Origin of the sequence: Rhodococcus sp. 14-2496-1d (assembly GCF_002259365.1) — a bacterium.
Lineage (GTDB): Bacteria > Actinomycetota > Actinomycetes > Mycobacteriales > Mycobacteriaceae > Rhodococcoides.
This window is the reverse complement of the sequence record NZ_NPFV01000005.1, coordinates 181,979-203,268: the sequence shown is the minus strand read 5'-3', so window position 1 is coordinate 203,268 and position 21,290 is coordinate 181,979. Positions and strand designations below refer to the sequence as shown.

The following is a 21,290-nucleotide window of genomic DNA, read 5'->3' as shown; positions in this document are numbered from 1 at the left end:
TGCTGGGGATTCACGCCCCTCGTGGGAATTCGCACCGCCTGTAGGGTGCGCATATTCCTACGAGCGCCGTAGCCGCGGGGAGGGGGAGTTCGGCGTACCGTCCACTCGGCGGGCCGAGGAGCAACGCACGCCGATAGGCAGCATGGAGCCTGTCGATGATGACATGCGGAGTCGACAAGTCCCGCCAGTCGAATCTGAAGACGGTCCTGCCTTGCTCGGCGAGCCGGTTGTGGCGATTCTTCTCTGCGATGATTGCTTGCCGTGGCTGCGGACCGTACTTGTTTTCCCCGTCGAACTCGGCGATCACCTCGGCCAGGTCGGGAAACAGGAAGTCGGTACGGGCGATGCGTCGACCGCCGTCGTCGAAGATCGTCTGATTGGACAGCGGAGTCGACACTGTCTGCAGGATCAGTCGCGATCGACTCTCGCCGACACTGTCGCTGCGTGCACTCATCGCGCCGATAGCACGTCGAGCGCGTCCAGCACCGCTTCGGTATTGCGCCGCATCGCACGATTTCTCGAGTTCGTCGATCGTGGTGAGGCCGTGCCGCAATGCCCGATCACCGAGACACACCGCAACGTCGAGTGGATGAGTCCTGGCGACGTCGACGACTGTGCGCGCTGGGCGGGTGACCCGCATACCGTCGAGATGAAGCCACTCGTCGTCGAGTAGATCGGTGCCGTGAAGGAACCGGCGTCGACTTCGTTTGCCCGAGTGGCCGCGACGCGTGGTCATCGTCACCGTGTCCAGCGGTAAGTTCCACACGTCGAGTCCGAGAACCACCGCCGCGGATGCATGACTGAGTACGACGTCGTCGCCGCAATCGACATAGGTCGCCTGAGCCAGGAGCGCATGCTGCTGCGCAGAGTCCAGTGTCGCGAGAACATCCTCTCGAACGAACCAGCCTCTGCGGATTGCAACGATGGACTTGTGTGCGCGTGCCCGTCGAAGGTCATCATCGGTGAAGCCCGACGCGAGTGCATCGGCACGGGTGAAGAGCCCACGTTGGTCGAAGTCCATGCTCGATTGGACGCACGGCTGACCTGTTTGGATCCGCTGAGCGCGATCTACGGCCCGTCCAGGAATCCGCACCGCCTGCAGGGTGCGTAGCTTCCTACTGGGGCCGTAGATCCACCTACCGACCTCAGGCCGAACGACCCCGTTGTGATCGGTACCAGCGCACCAGTGCATCGGTGGATGAATCCGATTGTGCGGCAGGAGCTTCGGCGTCGGTGAGGACCGGCGTCAATTCGAGGGCCTGGGTCTTGCCCAGTTCGACGCCCCACTGGTCGTAGGAGTCGACTCCCCAGATGACGCCTTCGACGAAGACCTGGTGTTCGTATAGGGCGATCAACTGGCCGACCACCGACGGTGTGAGCTTGGGGGCGAGGATCGAGGTGGACGGGCGGTTGCCGGGCATCACCTTGTGCGGCACCACATCTGCCGGGGTGTCCTCGGCGGCGATCTCCTCGGCGGTCTTGCCGAACGCGAGCACCTTGGTCTGGGCGAAGAAGTTGCTCATCAGCAGATCGTGCATCGATCCGGTGCCGTCGCGGGTGGGCAGATCGTCGGTGGGTTCGGCGAATCCGATGAAGTCCGCGGGCACCAAACGTGTTCCCTGATGCAGCAATTGGTAGAAGGCATGCTGGCCGTTGGTACCGGGCTCGCCCCAGAAGATCTCGCCGGTCGGCGTGGTGACGGGGGAGCCGTCGGCCTTGACGGACTTGCCGTTCGACTCCATCGTCAGCTGCTGCAGGTATGCCGCGAAACGGGAGAGATCATTCGAATACGGCAGCACCGCACGGGTTTCCGCGCCGAAGAAGGAGCTGTACCACAGGCCGACGAGGCCGAGCAGAACCGGCGCGTTCTCGGCCAGCGGCGTGGTGCGGAAGTGTTCGTCGATGCGGTGAAAGCCGTCGAGGAACTCGCCGAACGCCTCCTTGCCCACAACGGCCATGACCGACAACCCGATTGCCGAATCGACGGAGTAGCGTCCGCCGACCCAATCCCAGAAACCGAACATGTTGGCGGTGTCGATACCGAAGTCCGCAACCCGCTCGGCGTTGGTGGACACGGCGACGAAGTGCTTGGCGACGGCATCTTCACCGAGAGCGTCGACGAGCCAGCGCCGGGCCGCGGTGGCGTTGGTCAGCGTTTCGAGGGTGGAGAACGTCTTGGACGCGATGATGAACAGCGTCGACGCGGGGTCGAGTCCGTCTAGCGCACCGACGAGATCCGCGGGGTCGACGTTGGAGACGAACTTCGCGGAAATACCCGCGTCGGCGTAGTGCCGGAGCGCGTTGTAGACCATGACCGGTCCGAGGTCGGATCCGCCGATGCCGATGTTGACGACGGTGGAGATCTTCTCGCCGGTGGCACCGACCCATTCGCCCGAACGCACTCGATCGGTGAATTCGCCCATGGCCGTGAGGACTTCGTGTACATCGGCGACGACATCCTGGCCGTCGACGGTCAACGACGCGTCGGCCGGCAGACGCAGCGCAGTGTGCAGCACGGCGCGGTCCTCGGAAGTATTGATGTGCTCGCCCGCGAACATGGCGTCGCGTTTGCCTTCGACATCGGCGGTGCGGGCCAGTTCGACCAGCAACTCGACGGTCTCACGTGTGATGCGGTGCTTGCTGTAGTCGATGTGCAGATCCGCGGCCTCGAGGGTGAACGTACGGCCTCGGTCGGCGTCATCGGCGAACAGTTGCCGAAGATGAGTTTCGGCGATCGCGGAATGGTGTTCGGTCAGCTTCTGCCAGGCATCCGTGCCGGTGATATCGACGCTCATACGAACCAACAGTAATCCCGTGCCCAGTCGCGCGCGCGTCGTTCTCGTTTGCGCCGGGCGCTGCGGAGGCATCATGGACGGTATGGACCAACGTGCATTGATCGAATCGATTCCGGCAAAACTGTGGATCGGCGGCAAGGCCGTCGACGCCGAAGGAGGTAAGACGTTCCCGGTGAACGATCCGGCCACCGGGCGGCCCCTGACGGAGGTGGCCGACGCCTCGCCCGCCGACGCGATGAAAGCGCTCGACGCAGCTGCGGCGGCGCAGAAGAGCTGGGCGGCAACACCTGCCCGCGAGCGCAGTGAAATTCTGCGAGCGGCGTTCGAGAAGGTCACCGAACGTGCCGACGACATCGCGCTGCTGATGACCCTGGAGATGGGTAAGGCCCTCGCCGAATCCAAGGCCGAGGTGAAGTACGGTGCCGAGTTCTTCCGTTGGTTCGCCGAGGAAGCAGTCCGCATCGGCGGTCGCTACACCCCGGCCCCGGCGGGCAATGGACGCATCCTCGTCACCAAGGCTCCGGTGGGGCCGGTACTGGCGATCACTCCGTGGAACTTCCCGTTGGCGATGGGCACCAGAAAGATCGGGCCCGCTCTGGCCGCCGGCTGCACCATCGTCGTCAAGCCGGCTCGTGAGACCCCGCTGACGATGCTGCTGCTCGCTCAGATCTTCGACGAGGTCGGCCTGCCCGAAGGTGTGCTCTCGGTGCTGACGACGTCGAAGTCCGGCGACGTCACCGGACCCCTCATCGAGGATCCGCGGATGCGCAAACTCACCTTCACCGGTTCGACGGGTGTCGGCAAGTCTCTCGTCCAGAAGTCCGCGACTCGGCTGCTGCGCACCTCGATGGAGCTCGGTGGCAACGCGCCGTTCGTGGTGTTCGACGACGCGAACATCGACGACGCGGTGGACGGCGCAATGCTCGCCAAGATGCGCAACGGCGGCGAGGCCTGCACCGCGGCGAACCGTCTGCACGTGCACAACAGCGTGCGCGAGGAGTTCACCATCAAGCTCGTGGCGAAGATGGCCGAGATGAAGCTCGGCCCCGGCGTCGACCCCGATACGAAACTCGGACCGCTCATCAATGCCGACCAACTCGAAACCGTGCAGGAACTCGTCGACGACGCGGTGGCCAAGGGTGCGACGGTGGAACTCGGGGGCACTGCGCCGGGCGGCGACGGCTACTTCTACCCGGCGACCGTTCTCACCGACGTGCCTGCGGAGGCGAGAATCCTGAAGGAAGAGGTGTTCGGGCCGGTGGCTCCGATCGTCGGCTTCGACACCGAGCAGGAAGGCATCGACGCTGCGAACAACACCGAGTACGGCCTGGCGTCGTACATCTACACCGAGAATCTGGATCGTGCGCTACGGGTGGCCGACGCCATCGACAGTGGCATGGTGGGCGTCAACCGCGGAGTGATCTCGGACGCGGCTGCGCCGTTCGGTGGGGTGAAGGAATCGGGATTCGGCCGTGAAGGCGGATCGGAGGGAATCGAGGAGTACCTCGAGACCAAGTACATCGCTCTGAAGTGAACGAACACAGGTCGGGTGCGCACGCGGCGCGCCCGACCTGGGTAAATCAGTGGCCGAGACGACCGCGGCCGAGGCGGAGCAGGAGCATGGCCAGCGTGTGGCCCTCCTGGCCCAGGCTGCTGAAACGCTCGAGAACCTTCATCTCACGGCTGTGCACCAGGCGAGGTCCACCGGAGGCCATGCGGGTCCGTCCGATGATCTGCGAGACCTCGGATCGACGTCGAACCGCGGCGAGAATCTCGGCATCGAGGCGGTCGATTTCCTGGCGCAGGTCGTTGATCTCGGCTTCGCTGGTGGGCAATGCGGTCTCTGAGTCGATCTTCGTCGTCATGGCCATCGTCTCTCCTCGGGTCACATCTTGGATCGTTGCGTCGTCCGTCACCGTTACGCCTTTCGTATTCGGAACTGCATCGCCGATCGTTCGGTTTCCGTCCGAAACCGGGGGCGTTGCGTCTATCGACAGGCTCCTGCACGCGTGGCCGAACAGCGGCCGACCCGATGCAAGCGATGACGTACGGTTTTTTCGATCACCGATCCAGTGTGCCACGGGTCAACCCTCCTGAAAAGTCGTCGGTTCGGCCGACGACCACGGGATGTGGGTTTGTCGGTACGCGCCGGTAACCTGACCAGACGATGAACACATTCCTCCAGGGCCTCCAATCCCGACAGAACACCTCGTCCGACACACTGCTGGAAGGGCTCAATCCTCAGCAGCGTGAGGCCGTTGTGCACACCGGATCTCCGCTGCTCATCGTGGCCGGAGCCGGGTCGGGCAAGACGGCGGTACTGACGCGTCGCATCGCGTATCTGCTCGCCGAGCGTGGAGTGTCGCCCGGCCAGGTTCTGGCCATCACGTTCACCAACAAGGCCGCTGCCGAGATGCGTGAGCGGGTCGCCGGACTCGTGGGGCCGCGAGCGAACGCCATGTGGGTGTCGACGTTCCACTCGAGTTGTGTGCGGATTCTGCGCGCGCAGGCTGCGTTGCTGCCCGGTCTGAACTCGAACTTCTCCATCTACGACGCGGACGACTCTCGGCGGCTGCTGACGATGATCTCCAAGGACCTGCAGATCGACACCAAGAAGTTCTCGGCGCGGCTGCTCTCGACGGCGATCTCGAACCTGAAGAACGAGCTGATCGGTCCCGACAAGGCGGCGGAGGACGCCGACGGCGATCCCGCCGAGCTGCCGCGGCTGGTGGCCAAGGTCTACGGCATCTACCAGCAGCGGCTGCGGGCGGCCAACGCCATGGACTTCGACGACCTCATCGGCGAAACGGTGGGCATTCTGCAGGCCTTCCCCCAGGTGGCGCAGTACTACCGACGCAGGTTCCGACACGTTCTGGTCGACGAGTACCAGGACACCAATCACGCCCAGTACATGTTGGTTCGTGAACTGGTCGGCACCCCCGACGCCGACGGCGCACTCGAGGGCACCGTTGCACCGGGCGAGCTGTGTGTTGTGGGTGACGCGGATCAGTCCATCTATGCATTCCGTGGTGCCACGATCCGCAACATCGAGGAATTCGAGCGCGACTATCCCGACGCTCGCACCATCCTGCTCGAGCAGAACTACCGGTCGACGCAGAACATCCTCTCGGCCGCCAACGCGGTGATCTCGCGCAACATCGGCCGACGCGAGAAGAAGCTGTGGACCGACACCGGCGAAGGCGAGTTGATCGTCGGTTACGTTGCCGACAACGAGCACGACGAGGCGTCGTTCGTTGCGTCGGAGATCGACCGACTCGTCGACGGCGGAGACGTGCGCTTCGACGAGGTGGCGGTCTTCTACCGAACCAACAACTCCTCGCGTGCGCTCGAAGAGATCTTCATCCGACTCGGTCTGCCGTACAAGGTCGTCGGTGGTGTTCGGTTCTACGAGCGCAAGGAAGTCCGTGACCTCGTCGCGTACCTGCGCGTGCTCTCCAACGAGGACGACACCGTCAGCATGCGGCGCATCCTCAACACTCCGCGCCGGGGGATCGGCGATCGCGCCGAGGCCTGTGTCGCCGTGCACGCCGAGCAGCGCGACATCAGCTTCTCGCGCGCTCTGCACGACGCGGCCGCAGGCAAGGTGGCGCTGCTCAACTCGCGGCAGCAGAAGTTGATCGCGCAGTTCATGGAGCTGCTCGACGAACTACGCGCCGTGCTCACCGCGACCGACGGGGACGGCAACGACATCGCAGACATCGGTGATGTCGTCGAAGCCGTACTCGACCGCACCGGCTACCGCGCCGAACTCGAAGCCAGCAGCGACCCGCAGGACGGTGCGCGCCTGGACAACCTCAACGAACTCGTCAGCGTCGCACGGGAATTCACCTCCGAGGCGCGCAACCAGGCCGCAGTGGCGGCGGAAGCTCTCGAAACCGGGGACGACGAGAACGGCGACGAGGACGGTGGCGTCGACGGGTTGGCCGAGCCGGGGTCGCTCGCGGCGTTCCTCGAACGGGTCTCGCTGGTGGCCGACACCGATCAGATCCCCGATTCGGGTACCGGCGTCGTCACGCTGATGACGTTGCACACCGCGAAGGGTCTGGAATTTCCGGTGGTCTTCGTGACGGGTTGGGAGGACGGCCAGTTCCCGCACATGCGGGCGCTCGGCGACCCCAACGAACTGTCCGAGGAACGACGCCTGGCGTACGTGGGCATCACCCGTGCGCGACAGCGGCTCTACCTCTCGCGCGCCATCATGCGCTCGGCATGGGGCCAGCCCATCGCCAACCCGGAATCGCGCTTCCTGCAAGAAGTTCCGCAGCACCTGATCGACTGGCGACGCGAGGATCCGGGCACCGGGGGAGGCCGTGCCATCGGCGGCGGCAGATCCGGCAGCTACGGCTCGAACAACTACGGCTCGAACAACTACGGTTCCGGCGGCTACGGCGGGTCCTCGAATCGCGGTCAGAGTTCGACTCCCAGTTTCGGTGCCGCCAAGGGCCGCAACTCCAATCTGGTTCTCGCCGTGGGCGATCGAGTCAGCCACGACAAGTACGGCCTGGGCACGGTGCTGGAATCGACCGGTGCCGGAGTCAAGGCGATGGTGTTGATCGACTTCGGTTCCGCCGGCCGCGTGAAGATGATGCTCATCGGCGGCGTCCCGATGACCAAGCTCTGAGTTTTTCAGCGCACGAAAAAGCCGGGCCCTGCGAAAGCGGGGTCCGGCTTGTTGTGCGACGAGCGAGAATTCAGTCCATCTCGGGGCCGAGGGAGATTCCTCGGGAAGCGAGCCACGGAAGCGGGTCGATCTTGACCTCGCCCGGAAGGTGTACCTCGAAGTGCAGGTGCGGTCCGGTGGAGAAGCCGCGGTTGCCCATGGTCGCGATCTGATCGCCTGCCATGACGTCCTGGCCGACAGTGACGGTCGAGGTGTCGATGTGGCCGTAGACGGTGATCGTGCCGTCGGCGTGCTGAATGCGAACCCACATGCCGAAGCCTGCGGCCGGACCGGAGTCGATCACCTTGCCGTCGGCGACGGCGTAGATCGGAGTTCCGATGGCATTGGCGACGTCGACGCCGGCGTGGAGTACGCCCCAGCGGGTGCCGAAGTTGGAGGTGTAGGTGCCCTGCGCGGGAAGTGCGAACAGGGGCCTGCGGGCAGCGGCTTCGCGTGCGGCACGCTCCTCGCTGAAGCGCTGGCCCTTGGCGAGCAGGTCGTTGAACTGGCTCAGATCCACCGGTGCAGCGATGCTCAGGATCTGCGGTGCCTCCGACGGCGTCGCGCTGGACGAGTCGGCATCGATCTCGGTGGTCTGCGGCGTGGTGGTGGCCGCGACTGCTGCGGCGGCGGGTGCTTCACCTGCGGCGAGGGCGTACTCGGAGGTGGCGACTGCGGCGGGTGAGTCGTCGTTGACGACGGCTTGGCCTGCTGCGACTACCGCACCTGCGGCGACTGCGAGAACGGCAGCTCGGCCCTTGAGTGCGGTGGGAGGAAGGGGGATGCGGTGTGCGCCTCCGCGACGGGCCACGGGGGTGGCGTCTGCGGTGGTGGCGTACGAGGTGACGACGGTCGGAGACTCGTCGGCTGCGATGTACGGGGTCTCGACGAACTCGGCCTCGGCGTACCGGTACGCGGGGTAGGAGTACGCGTCGTACGCGCTGTTGTCCTCGGCGGTTTCGGAGATGGGCTCGTAGCTGTAGACCGTGGTCGCGTCGTCGGCCGTGGGTCGAGAGAACCGGCTGGAAGTGAAGGACGCACGGTGTTGCTGCAAGACCTACAACCTCCGTTATCCGTGACCTGGCCGTTACTGAAAGACTCGGCAGACGGTAACGAAATGATTGCGGGGCGCGCAAGTTAACAGCCGAAACCGGCGGCATATGTGAGATGGCTCACAAGTCGACCAGCGGTTATGTCGTGACGGGCCACATTCGTAATCGGACACGAGAACCCGTGGACGGCACACGGCGACAGTAACGGTTCTCGCACCGATCGAGCCGATACCGTGATCCGAGTGCCGACTCCCACCTTCGACGACTCGTCCGCCCGCGGCTCCGAGCGAGCGGAACCGCAACGGATCCGACCTCAGGACGGAGAGTTCGGCCGAGCGGACGATCCGTCGCCCACCCCGCGTGGCGCGCTTGCCGTCGTACTCGCTCTGATCGCTGCGATTGCCACGGTCGCGGCCCAACTGATCGGCGTCGTCCGCAGCGCCGACGGGTCGCCGGTGGGTGACGGGGCAGTAGTGGCCGCGATCCTGGCCGGTGCCGTCCCCGTTCTCGTGGTGATCGGAGCCGCGGTGGGCCTTGCGGGCAAACGCGTCGAGCTTGCGGCGGCCCTGCTGGCCGGATACGGCGCGGTGGCGCTCGGATTCACACTGCTCGACGTTGCTCTGTTGTTCGATCCCATCGACGCGAATCGGCTCGAGCTCTTCCGCCCGCTGAGCGCCGCGATGCTCGACGCCACCCCGGGCGCCTATGTTCTGCTCGTCGGTCACGCTGTGTCGGTTCTGGCGGGTGTTGCGGGGTGGTCGGCAGTGCATCGCGCCGGGCTCGGTGACGGGTACGGCCACTCGGTGTATTCCGAACACGTGGGACGGGCGGCGGCGGGGCGCGTCGGGCCGATGCTCGCCGGGCTGCTCGGCGCGTTCGGTGTGCTTGCGGCCGTTGCAGCGTTCGCCTCGCTGTACCGCTCGTCCGATCCGGTCGTGATCGTGACGGCAGTGGTGGAGTCGCCGGTGTTCGTCGCGGTGGGCTCCGCAGTTGTCGGTATCGCGGCGCTCGTGGTGGCCGCATCGGCGTTGGCCGCACTGTCGCCGCAGGTGGCGTCGGGCGCATCCGTCGGAGCCGGGCTCGGGGTGCTCGGATTCGCCGGGGTCGGCCTGCTCGCGGGCCTCGGTACCGGTGACCGGGTGGATGCCGGACTCGGTGCATATCTGGGGACGGTCGCAGGGCTCGGACTGCTGATCTGTGGCGCACTGCTCGCGCCCGTCGCCGCGGCGCGTGACCGTCGAGCACTGGAGAGAGCGCAGCAGCGCGAGACGGGTTCGCGCGGTGTCCGCGGTGTCTCCGGTCCCGGAACGACGCGGTGGCATGCGGCAGCCGGAACTGCAGGCGTGCTGTCCGGTGTGCTGTTCGTTCTCGGATCGTTGCTGCCGATTCTGGAGACCGACTCGGGGATCGCCGCGCCGCCGATATTGGCCACTCGCGTGGTGTTGGTCGCCGGGTTCGTGATGATTCTGGGTTCGGTGCCGCTGCTGTTCTCCGAGTTCGCCTCGACCGCGCGACCGTTCGTGTCGATGTTCTGGCTCGGCGCGGTTGCCGCTGCGGCGGCGGTACTCCAGTCGGTGGTGCTCGCCGAGGACGTGGAGGGTGTGAGCACCGGCGTCGGCGCGCTGGGGATCATCGCAGGCGTCGTTGCCGCGGCTGCCGCCGGAGTGCTGGCTCTGTTCGCCGGATCTGCCGAGCGCGACGATGTCGACACGTCCCAGGACTCCGCGACCGATGGTGTGGTGCTCGGTACCGGATCGATCGGAGCCGTACTTCTGGCGGTGGGACTGGCGCTGCCCCTGTATCGCGGCAGCGACCTGACGGCCGCGACCGTCACCGAATTTCCGTGGGGCTGGGATACCTGGGGGCAGATGCTGCTCGCCGTCGGAGTGATCGTCGCAGCCGTCGTGGCTGCGCGTGCCAGGTCCGCTCGCGGTGCCGTCCTGCTCGCTGCCGCAGCCGTCGCGGGCATCGTGCATCTGTCGTCGTGGCCGCTGACATCCGCGCGCGCCACCGATCCCGAGATGGGACCCGGCGTGCTGCCGTCGGTGGCGGGAATCCTCGTTCTCGCTGTCGCGGCGGCACTTTCGGCCCGTCGCGCAGATCGGTGACGCCCGTTTCAACGAGCCGGTAGCGGTGAGATAGGCCACATAGCATGCATGCGCCCGATACGCCGTCGAGGCACCTGGATAAAGTCCATGCTCAGACCCGCTCACACCCGACGGAGCGGGCGTCAACGTAGACGAGACGGTGAGCTGATGGATCTCTTCGAATACCAGGCGAAGGAATTGTTCGCCAAGCATGGCGTACCCACCTCCGCAGGCCGTGTTACCGACACGGTCGCCGGAGCAACAGAGATTGCCGAAGAAATCGGCAAGCCAGTAATGGTCAAGGCACAGGTCAAGGTCGGCGGCCGCGGCAAGGCCGGCGGCGTCAAGTACTCCAAGGACGTCGCAGCAGCCACCGAGAACGCAGAAGCGATTCTCGGACTCGACATCAAGGGCCATGTCGTCAAGAAGCTTCTCGTTGCAGAAGCGTCCGACATTGCCGAGGAGTACTACATCTCCTTCCTGCTCGATCGCACCAACCGCACCTACCTCGCGATGTGTTCGGTCGAGGGTGGCGTCGAAATCGAGGTGACGGCGGAGGAGAACCCCGACGCACTCGCACGTATCCCGGTCGACGCCGTCAAGGGTGTCGACCTTGCTTTCGCTCGTGAAATCGCCGAAAAGGGCAAGCTTCCCGCCGAGGTGCTCGACGCCGCTGCGGTGACCATCCAGAAGCTGTGGGAGGTCTTCATCAACGAAGACGCTCTCCTGGTCGAGGTCAACCCGCTGGTTCGCACCCCGGACGATCAGATCCTCGCCCTCGACGGCAAGGTGACGCTCGACGCCAACGCAGACTTCCGTCAGGCCGGCCACGCCGAGTTCGAGGACAAGGACGCAGCCGATCCCCTCGAGGCCAAGGCCAAGGAGAACGACCTCAACTACGTCAAGCTCGACGGACAGGTCGGCATCATCGGAAACGGTGCCGGACTGGTCATGTCGACCCTCGACGTCGTCGCATACGCGGGCGAGGCACACGGCGGCGTCAAGCCCGCCAACTTCCTCGACATCGGCGGCGGCGCATCGGCCGAGGTCATGGCCGCAGGCCTCGACGTCATCCTCGGTGACGAGCAGGTCAAGAGCGTGTTCGTCAACGTCTTCGGCGGCATCACCGCGTGCGACGCAGTGGCCAACGGCATCGTCGGCGCGCTGAAGAAGCTGGGCGACGACGCCAACAAGCCGCTGGTCGTCCGTCTCGACGGCAACAAGGTCGAAGAGGGCCGCAAGATTCTCGCCGACGCCGCGCACCCTCTGGTGACGCTCGCCGGAACCATGGACGAGGGCGCCGACAAGGCCGCCGAGCTGGCAGCGAAGTAGAGGAAACAATGTCTATCTTTCTGAACAAGGACAACAAGGTCATCGTCCAGGGCATCACCGGCGGCGAAGGCACCAAGCACACCGCCCTGATGCTCAAGGCAGGCACCCAGGTCGTCGGCGGCGTCAACGCACGCAAGGCCGGAACCACGGTCAAGCATGTCGACGCACAGGGCAACGACATCGAATTGCCCGTCTTCGCTTCGGTTTCCGAGGCCATGGAGAAGACCGGAGCCGACGTGTCCATCGCGTTCGTGCCGCCGGCATTCTCCAAGGACGCCATCGTCGAGGCGATCGACGCGGAGATCCCGCTGCTCGTCGTCATCACCGAGGGCATCCCCGTGCAGGACTCCGCGTACGCGTGGGCCTACAACGTGGAGAAGGGCAAGAAGACTCGCATCATCGGCCCGAACTGCCCCGGAATCATCACTCCCGGTGAGGCTCTCGTCGGCATCACGCCCGCGAACATCTCGGGAACCGGCCCCATCGGCCTGGTCTCCAAGAGCGGCACGCTGACCTACCAGATGATGTTCGAGCTCCGCGACTTCGGATTCTCGACGGCCATCGGCATCGGCGGCGACCCGGTCATCGGAACCACCCACATCGACGCCATCGAGGCGTTCGAAGCGGATCCCGACACCAAGGTCATCGTCATGATCGGCGAGATCGGCGGCGACGCCGAAGAGCGCGCAGCCGACTACATCAAGGCCAACGTGACCAAGCCGGTCGTCGGCTACGTCGCGGGCTTCACCGCTCCCGAGGGCAAGACCATGGGCCACGCAGGTGCCATCGTCTCCGGCTCGCTGGGAACGGCGCAGGCGAAGAAGGACGCACTCGAGGCCGCAGGCGTCAAGGTCGGCAAGACGCCGTCCGAGACCGCTGCACTCGCACGCGAAATCCTGGAATCGCTGTCCGTCAAGTAGGACGCGCATCTGAAAAAGCCCGCCACCGATTTCGGTGGCGGGCTTTTTCGTGTGCCCCTGCTCTGCGTCAATGGACCACTGCATACGTCTGGGCGGTGCAATGTCACATTGACGCGGATGGGTCTAGATTGATCCGCGTGCACAGGATCTTCACCACAGCGTTCAGCTCGGTTTATCCGCACTACGTGAACAAAGCCGAACGCAAAGGTCGGACGAAAGCCGAGGTCGACGAGATCATCCGGTGGCTCACCGGGTTCGATCAGCCGACCCTCAATAGACATCTCGAGGCCGAGACGACGTTCGACGACTTCTTCGCGGCAGCCGACCTCAATTCGAACGCGGAACTGATCACCGGAGTCGTCTGCGGCATCCGCGTCGAGAATGTCGAGGACCCTCTGATGCAGAAGATCCGCTACCTGGACAAGCTGATCGACGAGCTGGCCAAGGGTAAGAAAATGGAGAAGATCCTGCGCGAATGACCGTTGCTCAGTAAATCGAATGGGTAAGGGTTGCGGTGTAGTCGTCGGCAACGACTCCCGTACTGGGGATGGCCACCGATATCGTCGACATCCAATCCGTCACACAGAGTGCACCGCCGGTCTTGGCTAGGGTGGGCGTGGGAGTCAGGCTGACGTTGACAGCACCGGAGTTGCCTGCGAGTCCCGCGGTGCACCGCGATGACGGCGCGCTGTAGGTCGCCGAGGTAGGGACCAGCGTTCGGCCCGTTTTCGCTCCCCGAAAATTGGACAGGCTGACGTCGGACTTCCATCCAGCGGTGCCGACCCCGAGCACGACCATGTTCATCGTCGCTGCCCAGGTCGATCCCGGCGTGACGCTCGATGGTGCCGCGATCGAAACCGGTGCCGCGATATTGAGCAGATTGTCTGCGGCCACGGCAGGTGCCGCAGCCCTGATAGCCGGTTTTCGAGGGTCAGTGATCGTCGTAGGCAATGAGGTTGTCGGTGCAGGCACCGTGGTTGTCGGGAGGCTGACAGTGGGCACCGACGAGGTGGTGTCGGCAGGTGGGGCCGGGGTCGAGACCGCCGGACCGACCTCTTCGGTTGTCGGCGGTGTCGATGCGGTTATCGAGGACTCGGTCGACTCTTCCGTCCTGTTCACCTGTGTCGACGGGGTGTCGCTACTGGAAGTTGCCCCAGGAACGAGAGTTGCACACGTCGGGGGCGGCGCGGCCGAGGTGGTCGGCGGAACGGTGATCGTTGGCGTAGGTACTACGGTTGCTTCAACCGCGCAGACCTGTTCGGTTACAGACGAATCGGGAATCGGCTGAGCGGAGACAGTCGGGGTGGTGGTGGCTGCAAGAGCCACCACCAACCCGACGGCTACCGCCAGGCGTCGCATCTCAACCGACCTTACGTCGCCGCATCACCGCGACGACTGCGGCTGCGATCGCGACGACGACCAGCGCCGCGAGTCCCCAGATCCATACCGGTGTGCCTGAATCCGACGATGTTTCCTCCGCCGCCACCGAGCCCTGATCCGGGAACGTCAACTCGACGCCGGAAGTCTTGCTCACCAACCCGCTCGTGATGGTGACCGCTGCCTGCCATGGACCAGCAGGGAGCGCAGGGTCCAGCGTGAAGGTGACACTTCCCGTTTGCCCTGGCGCAATTGATCCGCCCGAACCCTTCACCGGCGCAGTCGAAATGCCGCCGGGACCACCCGACAGCTCCACGGTTCCACTCGGGTCGAGGGCCCGCCCGCCTGTGTTGGAGACGGCGGCAACGATCTCCGGCGCGCCCGAGTCGTCGCGTGACGCGGTGACATCGCCGATCTCCAGGTCGGCAGCCGGGCCGTTGCCGGGTCCGACCGACAGATAAGTACGAATACCCACGCGGCTGACGTTCTGGATGCCCGTTCCGGTTGGGGCACCGGCAGTTTGCGCCCACACGACGGCGTACTGCTCGCCTTCGGCGGCGTCGGGTGGAACTGCGATGGTGACGACCGCTTCGGCCGCTGAGTTCGGAGCCAGCGTGAGGTCTGTCGGCGTCACCGACATCCATGTCGTGAGCTCGTTGACAGCGCGGTCGTCACCCACCTCGAAGCCGGAGTCGTCAGCTCCTATCGATGCGGCAGCGGGGTACAGGGTGATCGGCTGCTCTTGATCGCTGCTGTTGCTGACCTCGATTCGTCTGGTGATCGTGGTCCCAGGAGGCAGGTTGTCGATGATGTACGCCAGCGCACGCGGATCGTCCTGCAAGGACACCGGCGCTTCGAGCAAGCGAATACCCACGCTGCCCACCGGTGTCGGTTCGGCCGGTTGCTGAGCGGCCGCCGGAGCCTGCGTGACGAACGCCGAGGCGAACATCAGCACGGTGAGGACTCCGGCAGCCAATCCCCGATGAAGTGACATGTACAGATCAGGCGACCGAATGCGTGACAACACCCGTGTACGTACCGGCCACGACATCGCTGGGCAAAGCGACGGAGACGGTGCCGGTCCAGGTAGCGGTGTTCGCTCCGACGACTGCCGTCGCGGTGACCACAGGCTTGTTGGAGTCGATGGTCTGAGGAACCAGTATTCCGGCCACCGTCGAGACGCCTGTACGCGCAGGCAGGAGCGGTGCGGAATAGGTGACTGCGGTCGCAGGGATGGACGCGGGGTCCGGCGCGGGCTTGTCGAACGCGGTGCTGATCGCCGACGCCGTCCAGCCATTGATTCCGAGTCGCTGGTCGGACACGACGACAGGGGTGATGCCTCCGCTCGCTGTGTTACCGGTGACGGTCAGCGCCTGGGATGTCGGGGCTGTGATCGTGAGTGCACCTCCCGTGACGGTGAACGTCACATTGGTGGGTACGGCATTCGAGACAGCGGGGGAGATGACGGCAGCAACGAGGGCACCGGCGGCGGCGACGGTGGCGAAGAGTGACTTGCGCATAGGGGACGTCCTTGGGGAGGGCGAGCGCTCGGACCCGCCGGTTTGTGATGTGCACAACATTAATCGCCGGATGTCGTGAGTCGTTACAAATCGGAACTATCTGTCCGCGAGCATGTTTTCGGGGTTCGAATCGGACCGTTTGTGCAGCTTTAAAATCTCGCTGAATCGAAGTGTGTTCATTGCTTCGGCGCAGGACTTCACTGTGCGTCATGACAACCACAGAAAATCGTGCTCTCACCAAGAACTGGCCCGACGCGCCCACCACTGCTGCCGGATGGATTTCCCGCGCGGGTGAGGTGGCTCAACTCCTCGCGGTCGATGCCGTCGCTCGCGACAAGGGCCGCGAGATTCCCACCGCCGAGGTGCAGCTGCTCAAGGACGCAGGTCTGGTCACGCTGCTCGGCCCCGTCAAACACGGCGGCGGCGGCCAGGACTGGCCGACGGCGTATCAGGTCATTCGCACCGTCTCGAAGGCCGACGGCTCGATCGGCCAGCTGCTCGGGTATCACCTGCTGTGGTTCTGGGCCGCCCGGCTGGTCGGCACCCCCGAGCAGATCGAGGCGGTCGAGGCAGACGCCACCAAGAACAGGTGGTTCTTCGGCGGGGCCGTCAACCCGCGGGACAACGACGTTGTCGTCACCGACGAGGGCGAGACCATCGTGTTCGACGGTTCCAAGACCTTCTCCACCGGCAGCCGCGTCTCCGACGTCACCGTGCTCGAAGGAGCACTCGAGGGCAGTACCGATCACGTGTTCGCGATCGTGCCGTCGAACATCGAGGGCTTGTCCTTCCACGACGACTGGGACAACATCGGCCAGCGTCAGACCGAGAGCGGCAGCGTCACCATCGACAAGGTTCGTGTCGATTGGGCCAGCGCAGCAGGGTTCGTGGACAAGGCCTTTCAGCCGCGGGTCTACAACACCCTCAACGTCCCGACAATTCAACTGGTGTTCGCCAACTTCTACCTCGGGATCGCGAGAGGTGCCCTCGAAGAGGCGGCGTCGTACACCAAGGACAAGACCCGCGCGTGGCTGCACAGCACCGTGGACAAGGCCGTGGACGAGCCGTACATCATCGACATCTACGGCGATCTGACCTCCAAGCTCTGGGCCGTCGAAGCCCTCGCCGACGCAGTTGCGTTGGAAGGACAGAAGATTCACGACAACGCCTGGAACGTCACCGCCGAGGAGCGCGGTGAGCACGAGGTTCGGGTGGCCGCAGTCAAGGCTCGCGCCACCGAGGTCTCGCTCGAGATCACCTCGACGGTGTTCGAGGCGCTCGGCGCGCGTGCGACCGCCAGCAAGTACGGATTCGACCGCTTCTGGCGCAACGTGCGCACGCACACCCTGCACGACCCGGTGGCCTACAAGCGTCGCGAGGTGGGCCGCTGGGTTCTCACCGGCGAGCTGCCCGAGCCCACCTGGTACTCGTAATCCCTCTCTCTCCGGCCCCGATCCGACCCCCGATTTCCGGATGAATGTGCCATTCACGCCGTCTGAGCGCGTGGATGGCACATTGATCCGCCGAAGGATGACGCACACATGAGCACCGAAAAAATTACCGACGCAATCAAGTTCGCGTACTGGGTACCCAATGTCTCGGGTGGTCTGGTCACCAGCACCATCGAGCAGCGCACCAGTTGGGATTACGAATACAACAAGAAGCTGGCGCAGACGGCCGAGAACAACGGCTTCGAGTACGCCCTGAGTCAGGTTCGCTACGAAGCCAGCTACGGGGCCGAGTTCCAGCACGAATCCACCAGCTTCTCGCTTGCGCTGCTGCTGGCGACGGAGCGGCTGAAAGTCATTGCCGCAGTGCATCCCGGACTCTGGCAGCCGGCGGTCCTCGCCAAGCTCGGTGCCACTGCCGATCACCTTTCGAACGGCCGATTCGCCGTCAACGTCGTCAGTGGCTGGTTCAAGGACGAGTTCACCCACCTCGGTGAGCCATGGCTCGAGCACGACGAAAGATACCGTCGCAGTGCAGAATTCCTGCAGGTGCTGCGCAAGATCTGGACCGAGGACGACGTCGACTTCCGCGGTGACTTCTACCGGATCCACGACTTCACCCTCAAGCCCAAACCGCTGAACACTCCCGATCGGCCGAACCCCGAACTGTTTCAGGGCGGCAATTCGTCTGCAGCGCAGGAGAATGCCGGACGGTACTCGGACTGGTACTTCAGCAACGGCAAGGATTTCGACGGCGTCACCGAGCAACTCGACAACCTCCGACGCGTTGCACGTGATCACCGGCGTGAGGTGAAGTTCGGGCTCAACGGCTTCATCATCGCGCGAGACAGCGAGAAGGAAGCCCGAGACACGTTGCGCGAGATCATCGAGAAGGCGAACAAGCCCGCTGTCGAAGGTTTCAAGAGCGCGGTGCAGCAGGCGGGCAATGCGACGGGCGACAAGAAGGGAATGTGGGCGGACTCGACGTTCGAGGACCTCGTTCAGTACAACGACGGCTTCAAGACGCAGTTGATCGGCACGCCGGAGCAGGTGGCCGAGCGAATCGTCGCCTACCGTCGCCGCGGCGTCGACCTGATTCTCGGCGGCTTCCTGCACTTCCAGGAGGAGATCGAGTATTTCGGGGCGAAGGTGCTGCCGCTGGTTCGGGAGCTCGAGGCCGCCGAATCGAACGACACCGAGCTGGTTGCTTCGCGCTGACCTGGAGTTCCGTGATCGGTCGGGTCCGTGCAGTAGCGTGAGTTCTCGGACCCGACCGACCTGGGGTACGGACAATCTCAGATGAGGAGACGCGATGACCTACTCGCCCGGCAGCCCTGAAGCAGGGGGCTCCAACTCTGGTGGCTACGGCGGAGGTGGACCGTCCTACGGCCCGTCGTCCTCGCCGAATCAGCCGTCGTCCAACCCACAAGGTCATCCAGGCCAGAATCAGCCCTTCCATCAGCCGTCGGTGTCCAATCCCTTCGGCCCTCCGGTCCCCGGCACCTCGGCGCCGGGCCCGGCTTCCACCGCACCGCAATCGAAGTCATCCGGATCAACGCTGTCGAACCTGCCGAAGGTTCTCACGTTCGTGATTCTCGGGCTCGGCATCGTCACCTTCCTGCTCGGACTGCTCGACCTCGTCACCGCCGAGGTCACCTCGTCTCAGGAACTGCCGAGCAGCATTCAGACGTCGTTCAGCACCACCTTCTTCGCGTCCGGTGGTAGTGCGGTGTCGATTGCGCTACTGCTGGCTGCGGGCCTGATCGCCGGTGCCTCGCTACTACAGAAGGACGCGAGGAACCAGGCCGTGGTGGCCGCCCTGGCGATCGCCGGTTGGCTGGTGCTGGTCTTCCAGTCGTTCAGCCTGCCCAGCGCAGAGGGCAACGAGTTCGCCAGCACCACCAGTTCGCTCGGTATCGGTGCAATCCTGGTGCTCGTCCTGGGCTTCGTCCAAGCCGCCGCCGCGGTGGGGGCACTGCTGCTCGATGCGGGCATCGTCAAGGCTCCGGCTCCCAAGCCCGCGGGCTACGGCAATCAGAACCAGCAGCCCGGATACGGCCAGCAGAACCCGTACAACGCACCGACGACCTCGTTCGGTGGACCGTCGCAGCCCCAGAACTACGGCAATCCGCCGTCGTACGGTCAGCCCCAGGGAACCTCGTCCAACTTCGGTCAAGGCCTCAGCGGTCAAGCACCGAGCGGGCAGGCGTCGGGACAGCATTCCTACAACCCGGGTGCCCAGCCGCCGTACGGACAGTCCGCCCCCAACACCCCGTCGCCCCAGGGCGGCTACACACCACCTCCTTACACCGGTCCCAGCGGCCCGGCCGCGGGGCAGGCCTACCCGCCGAATCAGTACCAGTACGGCCAGCCGTCCGGATACGGTCAGCCCCCGGCCAAGTCGGACGAGCCCGAATCGGGCGAACAGTCGACGCCGTACGGTGCGCCCACGCAATCGTTCGGTGCCACTCCCGCCGTGGAAGACGACAACAAGCGCGACTGATTCAGGCATCACAATCGACTTCGCGGCGCGCCTGACCGGCGCGCCGCGAAGATGATGCGACTCTCGTTGCGATGAGCGATCTATTGAACCGAGAGACGCGACGCGCGGCCGCCCGGGCTCCCCGCGCAGGCACCGGACCGACGCCCGATCAGTCGCGCATGCTCGCCGCAGTGGCCTTCAAGACCTCCGGGCTGGTCGTGGTGATCGCGACGACCCTGGCTCTGATCACCCTCGTCTCCGTCAACAGCGACCTGACCGGAACCCTCGGGGCGATCGCCGGGTCGTGGTTCGCCGTACACCTGGTACCCCTGAGCATCGGCGGGACGTCCCTCGGCGTCGCACCGCTTCTGCCGACACTGATCATCGGCTGGTCCGTCGCCCGAACCGTCCACCACGCCGTCGACTCCGACACCGACCGTCGCATGCTTCGATGGGTGTTCGCGGCGTCGATGGCCGGCCCGCTCGCCGTCACCGCCATCGCCCTGGCCGTCGCCAAGGATGCGTCCACCGTCATCGGACTGTCCAGCCCCAACGCACTCGTCGCGTTCTCCTGGGTCGCAGGCGTGCACGCGGCCGCGTCCGGCACCGGTCTGCTTCTCGCGCGCTGGGACTCACTGGTGGTCCGCCGCGGACTCCCGGACTGGGTGCGCGCGCTGGTTGCTCCGTTCGTGCGGGCGATATCGCTTCTTGCCGCAGGCGGCGCCGCCGTCGTACTGCTGGCCCTGCTCGCCTCCTGGGAAAGTGCGGGAGCGCTGGTCGAGAGCGGTCGCGATGTCGTCGGCATGCTCGGGCTGACCGTGGTGTCGGTGCTCTACCTCCCCAATGTCGTCATCGGTGCCCTCGCGGTGGCCACCGGCTCTACTGCCGGGTTCGGCGAGGCGTCGGTCAGCCTGTTCTCCACGACGGGAGGACCGCTCCCGCCGCTGCCGATCCTCGCCGTTCTCCCCGAAGGACCGGCGCAGACGATCTGGGTCGTGATGCTCGTCGTCCCGATCGGTGCCGGCCTGCTGCTCGGCCGCGACTGTGCTATCCGCAGTGCCGACATCCAGGTCGCCGTGTCGTCCGTGTGGGTCGTCGCTGCGGCAACCGGCGTGCTGGCAGCGTTGTTCGGCTACGCCGCAGGCGGCAACCTCGGCACCTTCGGCACCGTCGAAGTCACCGTGTGGAGCTTCGGGCTGCTGACATTCGCGTGGTTGGCCGTCGTCGGGTCCGCCTCCGCGGCCCTCGTCGTGTGGCGTCGAGCAGAACCCGAGCCGGTCCAGGACGAGTCCGATCCGACTGCAGTACCCCCGGCGGCCGAGTTGGCGATCGAGGCCGCCCCACCCGAGACCGAAGACGACGAACAGGCCGAGGAGGTCGTCGAAGCGGAGGTCGTGGACGAGGTCGGGGACGACGTCCCTGCCGAGATGCCCCCGGCCGAAGAACCGGACGCACCCGTCGAGGCCGCTACCGACGAACCGTTGGATGCCGAGGTCGTCGCTCCACCCGGAGACCAGGACGGACCTGCCCGGTAGGGCTCGGAGGCGCAGCGACTAGGCTTTCCGCTGGCTCGAACGATCCGCCTCGATACTTCAG

18 protein-coding genes are annotated in these 21,290 nt (G+C 65.2%); 11 read left to right on the top strand and 7 right to left on the bottom strand.

What is annotated here, in order from left to right; genetic code table 11:
* Positions 1-10: 10 nt before the first annotated feature.
* Entirely contained in the window at positions 11-1,021 is a 1,011-nt protein-coding gene (locus CH296_RS03165) for a type IV toxin-antitoxin system AbiEi family antitoxin domain-containing protein (protein WP_094683998.1), read from the bottom strand.
* Between the two features lie 124 nt (positions 1,022-1,145).
* Positions 1,146-2,795 carry a glucose-6-phosphate isomerase gene (pgi, locus tag CH296_RS03160; RefSeq protein WP_094684084.1) on the bottom strand — a complete coding sequence of 550 codons (1,650 nt, stop codon included), beginning with the start codon at positions 2,793-2,795 and terminating at the stop codon, positions 1,146-1,148.
* A gap of 82 nt (positions 2,796-2,877) precedes the next feature.
* Here pgi and CH296_RS03155 point away from each other — a divergent pair, with 82 nt between their 5' ends.
* Positions 2,878-4,329, top strand: coding sequence for an NAD-dependent succinate-semialdehyde dehydrogenase (locus CH296_RS03155; RefSeq protein WP_094684083.1), 1,452 nt, complete (start codon positions 2,878-2,880; stop codon positions 4,327-4,329).
* A 46-nt stretch (positions 4,330-4,375) separates the two neighbouring features.
* Here CH296_RS03155 and CH296_RS03150 read toward each other — a convergent pair whose 3' ends face one another.
* Positions 4,376-4,666: a chorismate mutase gene (locus CH296_RS03150; RefSeq protein WP_032396247.1), complete on the bottom strand. Its 291-nt coding sequence runs from the start codon at positions 4,664-4,666 to the stop codon at positions 4,376-4,378.
* 296 nt (positions 4,667-4,962) lie between these two features.
* Here CH296_RS03150 and CH296_RS03145 point away from each other — a divergent pair, with 296 nt between their 5' ends.
* Positions 4,963-7,437, top strand: coding sequence for a UvrD-helicase domain-containing protein (locus tag CH296_RS03145; protein WP_094683997.1), 2,475 nt, complete (start codon positions 4,963-4,965; stop codon positions 7,435-7,437).
* A 70-nt stretch (positions 7,438-7,507) separates the two neighbouring features.
* Here the strand turns inward: CH296_RS03145 and CH296_RS03140 are convergent, their stop codons facing one another.
* Positions 7,508-8,530: a M23 family metallopeptidase gene (locus CH296_RS03140; RefSeq protein WP_094683996.1), complete on the bottom strand. Its 1,023-nt coding sequence runs from the start codon at positions 8,528-8,530 to the stop codon at positions 7,508-7,510.
* Positions 8,531-8,770: 240 nt separating this feature from the next.
* On the opposite strand from CH296_RS03140, the gene CH296_RS03135 reads away from it, so the two are divergent.
* From CH296_RS03135 to CH296_RS03120, 4 genes are all read left to right on the top strand, one after another.
* Positions 8,771-10,636 carry a hypothetical protein gene (locus CH296_RS03135; protein ID WP_094683995.1) on the top strand — a complete coding sequence of 622 codons (1,866 nt, stop codon included), beginning with the start codon at positions 8,771-8,773 and terminating at the stop codon, positions 10,634-10,636.
* Positions 10,637-10,783: 147 nt separating this feature from the next.
* Positions 10,784-11,947, top strand: coding sequence for an ADP-forming succinate--CoA ligase subunit beta (sucC, locus tag CH296_RS03130; RefSeq protein WP_032395771.1), 1,164 nt, complete (start codon positions 10,784-10,786; stop codon positions 11,945-11,947).
* A gap of 8 nt (positions 11,948-11,955) precedes the next feature.
* Positions 11,956-12,867 (top strand): succinate--CoA ligase subunit alpha, encoded by a 912-nt coding sequence (sucD, locus tag CH296_RS03125; RefSeq protein WP_032381720.1) that lies wholly within the window; start codon positions 11,956-11,958, stop codon positions 12,865-12,867.
* 137 nt (positions 12,868-13,004) lie between these two features.
* Positions 13,005-13,346: a DUF2200 domain-containing protein gene (locus CH296_RS03120; RefSeq protein WP_094683994.1), complete on the top strand. Its 342-nt coding sequence runs from the start codon at positions 13,005-13,007 to the stop codon at positions 13,344-13,346.
* Positions 13,347-13,353: 7 nt separating this feature from the next.
* Here CH296_RS03120 and CH296_RS03115 read toward each other — a convergent pair whose 3' ends face one another.
* Positions 13,354-13,671 (bottom strand): hypothetical protein, encoded by a 318-nt coding sequence (locus CH296_RS03115; protein ID WP_143546313.1) that lies wholly within the window; start codon positions 13,669-13,671, stop codon positions 13,354-13,356.
* Here CH296_RS03115 and CH296_RS03110 point away from each other — a divergent pair.
* On the top strand, positions 13,664-14,155 hold the full coding sequence (locus CH296_RS03110) for a hypothetical protein (RefSeq protein WP_143546312.1): 492 nt from the start codon (positions 13,664-13,666) through the stop codon (positions 14,153-14,155). The genes CH296_RS03115 and CH296_RS03110 overlap by 8 nt on opposite strands.
* 72 nt (positions 14,156-14,227) lie before the next feature.
* Here the strand turns inward: CH296_RS03110 and CH296_RS03105 are convergent, their stop codons facing one another.
* A complete protein-coding gene (locus CH296_RS03105; RefSeq protein ID WP_094683991.1) occupies positions 14,228-15,238 on the bottom strand; it encodes a hypothetical protein in 1,011 nt (336 codons plus the stop codon).
* 7 nt (positions 15,239-15,245) lie between these two features.
* Positions 15,246-15,764: a hypothetical protein gene (locus CH296_RS03100; protein WP_094631216.1), complete on the bottom strand. Its 519-nt coding sequence runs from the start codon at positions 15,762-15,764 to the stop codon at positions 15,246-15,248.
* Between the two features lie 209 nt (positions 15,765-15,973).
* Here CH296_RS03100 and CH296_RS03095 point away from each other — a divergent pair, with 209 nt between their 5' ends.
* From CH296_RS03095 to CH296_RS03080, 4 genes are all read left to right on the top strand, one after another.
* Positions 15,974-17,197 (top strand): acyl-CoA dehydrogenase family protein, encoded by a 1,224-nt coding sequence (locus CH296_RS03095; RefSeq protein WP_179277614.1) that lies wholly within the window; start codon positions 15,974-15,976, stop codon positions 17,195-17,197.
* Positions 17,198-17,305: 108 nt separating this feature from the next.
* Positions 17,306-18,430, top strand: a complete 1,125-nt coding sequence (gene sfnG / locus CH296_RS03090; protein WP_094683990.1) for a dimethylsulfone monooxygenase SfnG — start codon at positions 17,306-17,308, stop codon at positions 18,428-18,430.
* 94 nt (positions 18,431-18,524) lie between these two features.
* A complete protein-coding gene (locus CH296_RS03085) occupies positions 18,525-19,715 on the top strand; it encodes a DUF5336 domain-containing protein (protein ID WP_143546311.1) in 1,191 nt (396 codons plus the stop codon).
* A gap of 71 nt (positions 19,716-19,786) precedes the next feature.
* Complete coding sequence (locus tag CH296_RS03080; protein WP_094683989.1) at positions 19,787-21,229, top strand: DUF6350 family protein; 1,443 nt, start codon at positions 19,787-19,789, stop codon at positions 21,227-21,229.
* Positions 21,230-21,290 lie beyond the last annotated feature (61 nt).

Excerpts from the sequence above, each read along its gene's own strand:
- CH296_RS03165 (WP_094683998.1), bottom strand. The coding sequence starts at position 1,021 with ATGGACTTCGACCAACGTGGGCTCTTCACCCGTGCCGATGCACTCGCG.
- pgi (WP_094684084.1), bottom strand. The coding sequence starts at position 2,795 with ATGAGCGTCGATATCACCGGCACGGATGCCTGGCAGAAGCTGACCGAA.
- CH296_RS03155 (WP_094684083.1), top strand. The coding sequence starts at position 2,878 with ATGGACCAACGTGCATTGATCGAATCGATTCCGGCAAAACTGTGGATC.
- CH296_RS03150 (WP_032396247.1), bottom strand. The coding sequence starts at position 4,666 with ATGGCCATGACGACGAAGATCGACTCAGAGACCGCATTGCCCACCAGC.
- CH296_RS03145 (WP_094683997.1), top strand. The coding sequence starts at position 4,963 with ATGAACACATTCCTCCAGGGCCTCCAATCCCGACAGAACACCTCGTCC.
- sucC (WP_032395771.1), top strand. The coding sequence starts at position 10,784 with ATGGATCTCTTCGAATACCAGGCGAAGGAATTGTTCGCCAAGCATGGC.
- sucD (WP_032381720.1), top strand. The coding sequence starts at position 11,956 with ATGTCTATCTTTCTGAACAAGGACAACAAGGTCATCGTCCAGGGCATC.
- CH296_RS03110 (WP_143546312.1), top strand. The coding sequence starts at position 13,664 with ATGTTCATCGTCGCTGCCCAGGTCGATCCCGGCGTGACGCTCGATGGT.
- CH296_RS03115 (WP_143546313.1), bottom strand. The coding sequence starts at position 13,671 with ATGAACATGGTCGTGCTCGGGGTCGGCACCGCTGGATGGAAGTCCGAC.
- CH296_RS03105 (WP_094683991.1), bottom strand. The coding sequence starts at position 15,238 with ATGTCACTTCATCGGGGATTGGCTGCCGGAGTCCTCACCGTGCTGATG.
- CH296_RS03100 (WP_094631216.1), bottom strand. The coding sequence starts at position 15,764 with ATGCGCAAGTCACTCTTCGCCACCGTCGCCGCCGCCGGTGCCCTCGTT.
- CH296_RS03095 (WP_179277614.1), top strand. The coding sequence starts at position 15,974 with ATGACAACCACAGAAAATCGTGCTCTCACCAAGAACTGGCCCGACGCG.
- sfnG (WP_094683990.1), top strand. The coding sequence starts at position 17,306 with ATGAGCACCGAAAAAATTACCGACGCAATCAAGTTCGCGTACTGGGTA.
- CH296_RS03085 (WP_143546311.1), top strand. The coding sequence starts at position 18,525 with ATGACCTACTCGCCCGGCAGCCCTGAAGCAGGGGGCTCCAACTCTGGT.
- CH296_RS03080 (WP_094683989.1), top strand. The coding sequence starts at position 19,787 with ATGAGCGATCTATTGAACCGAGAGACGCGACGCGCGGCCGCCCGGGCT.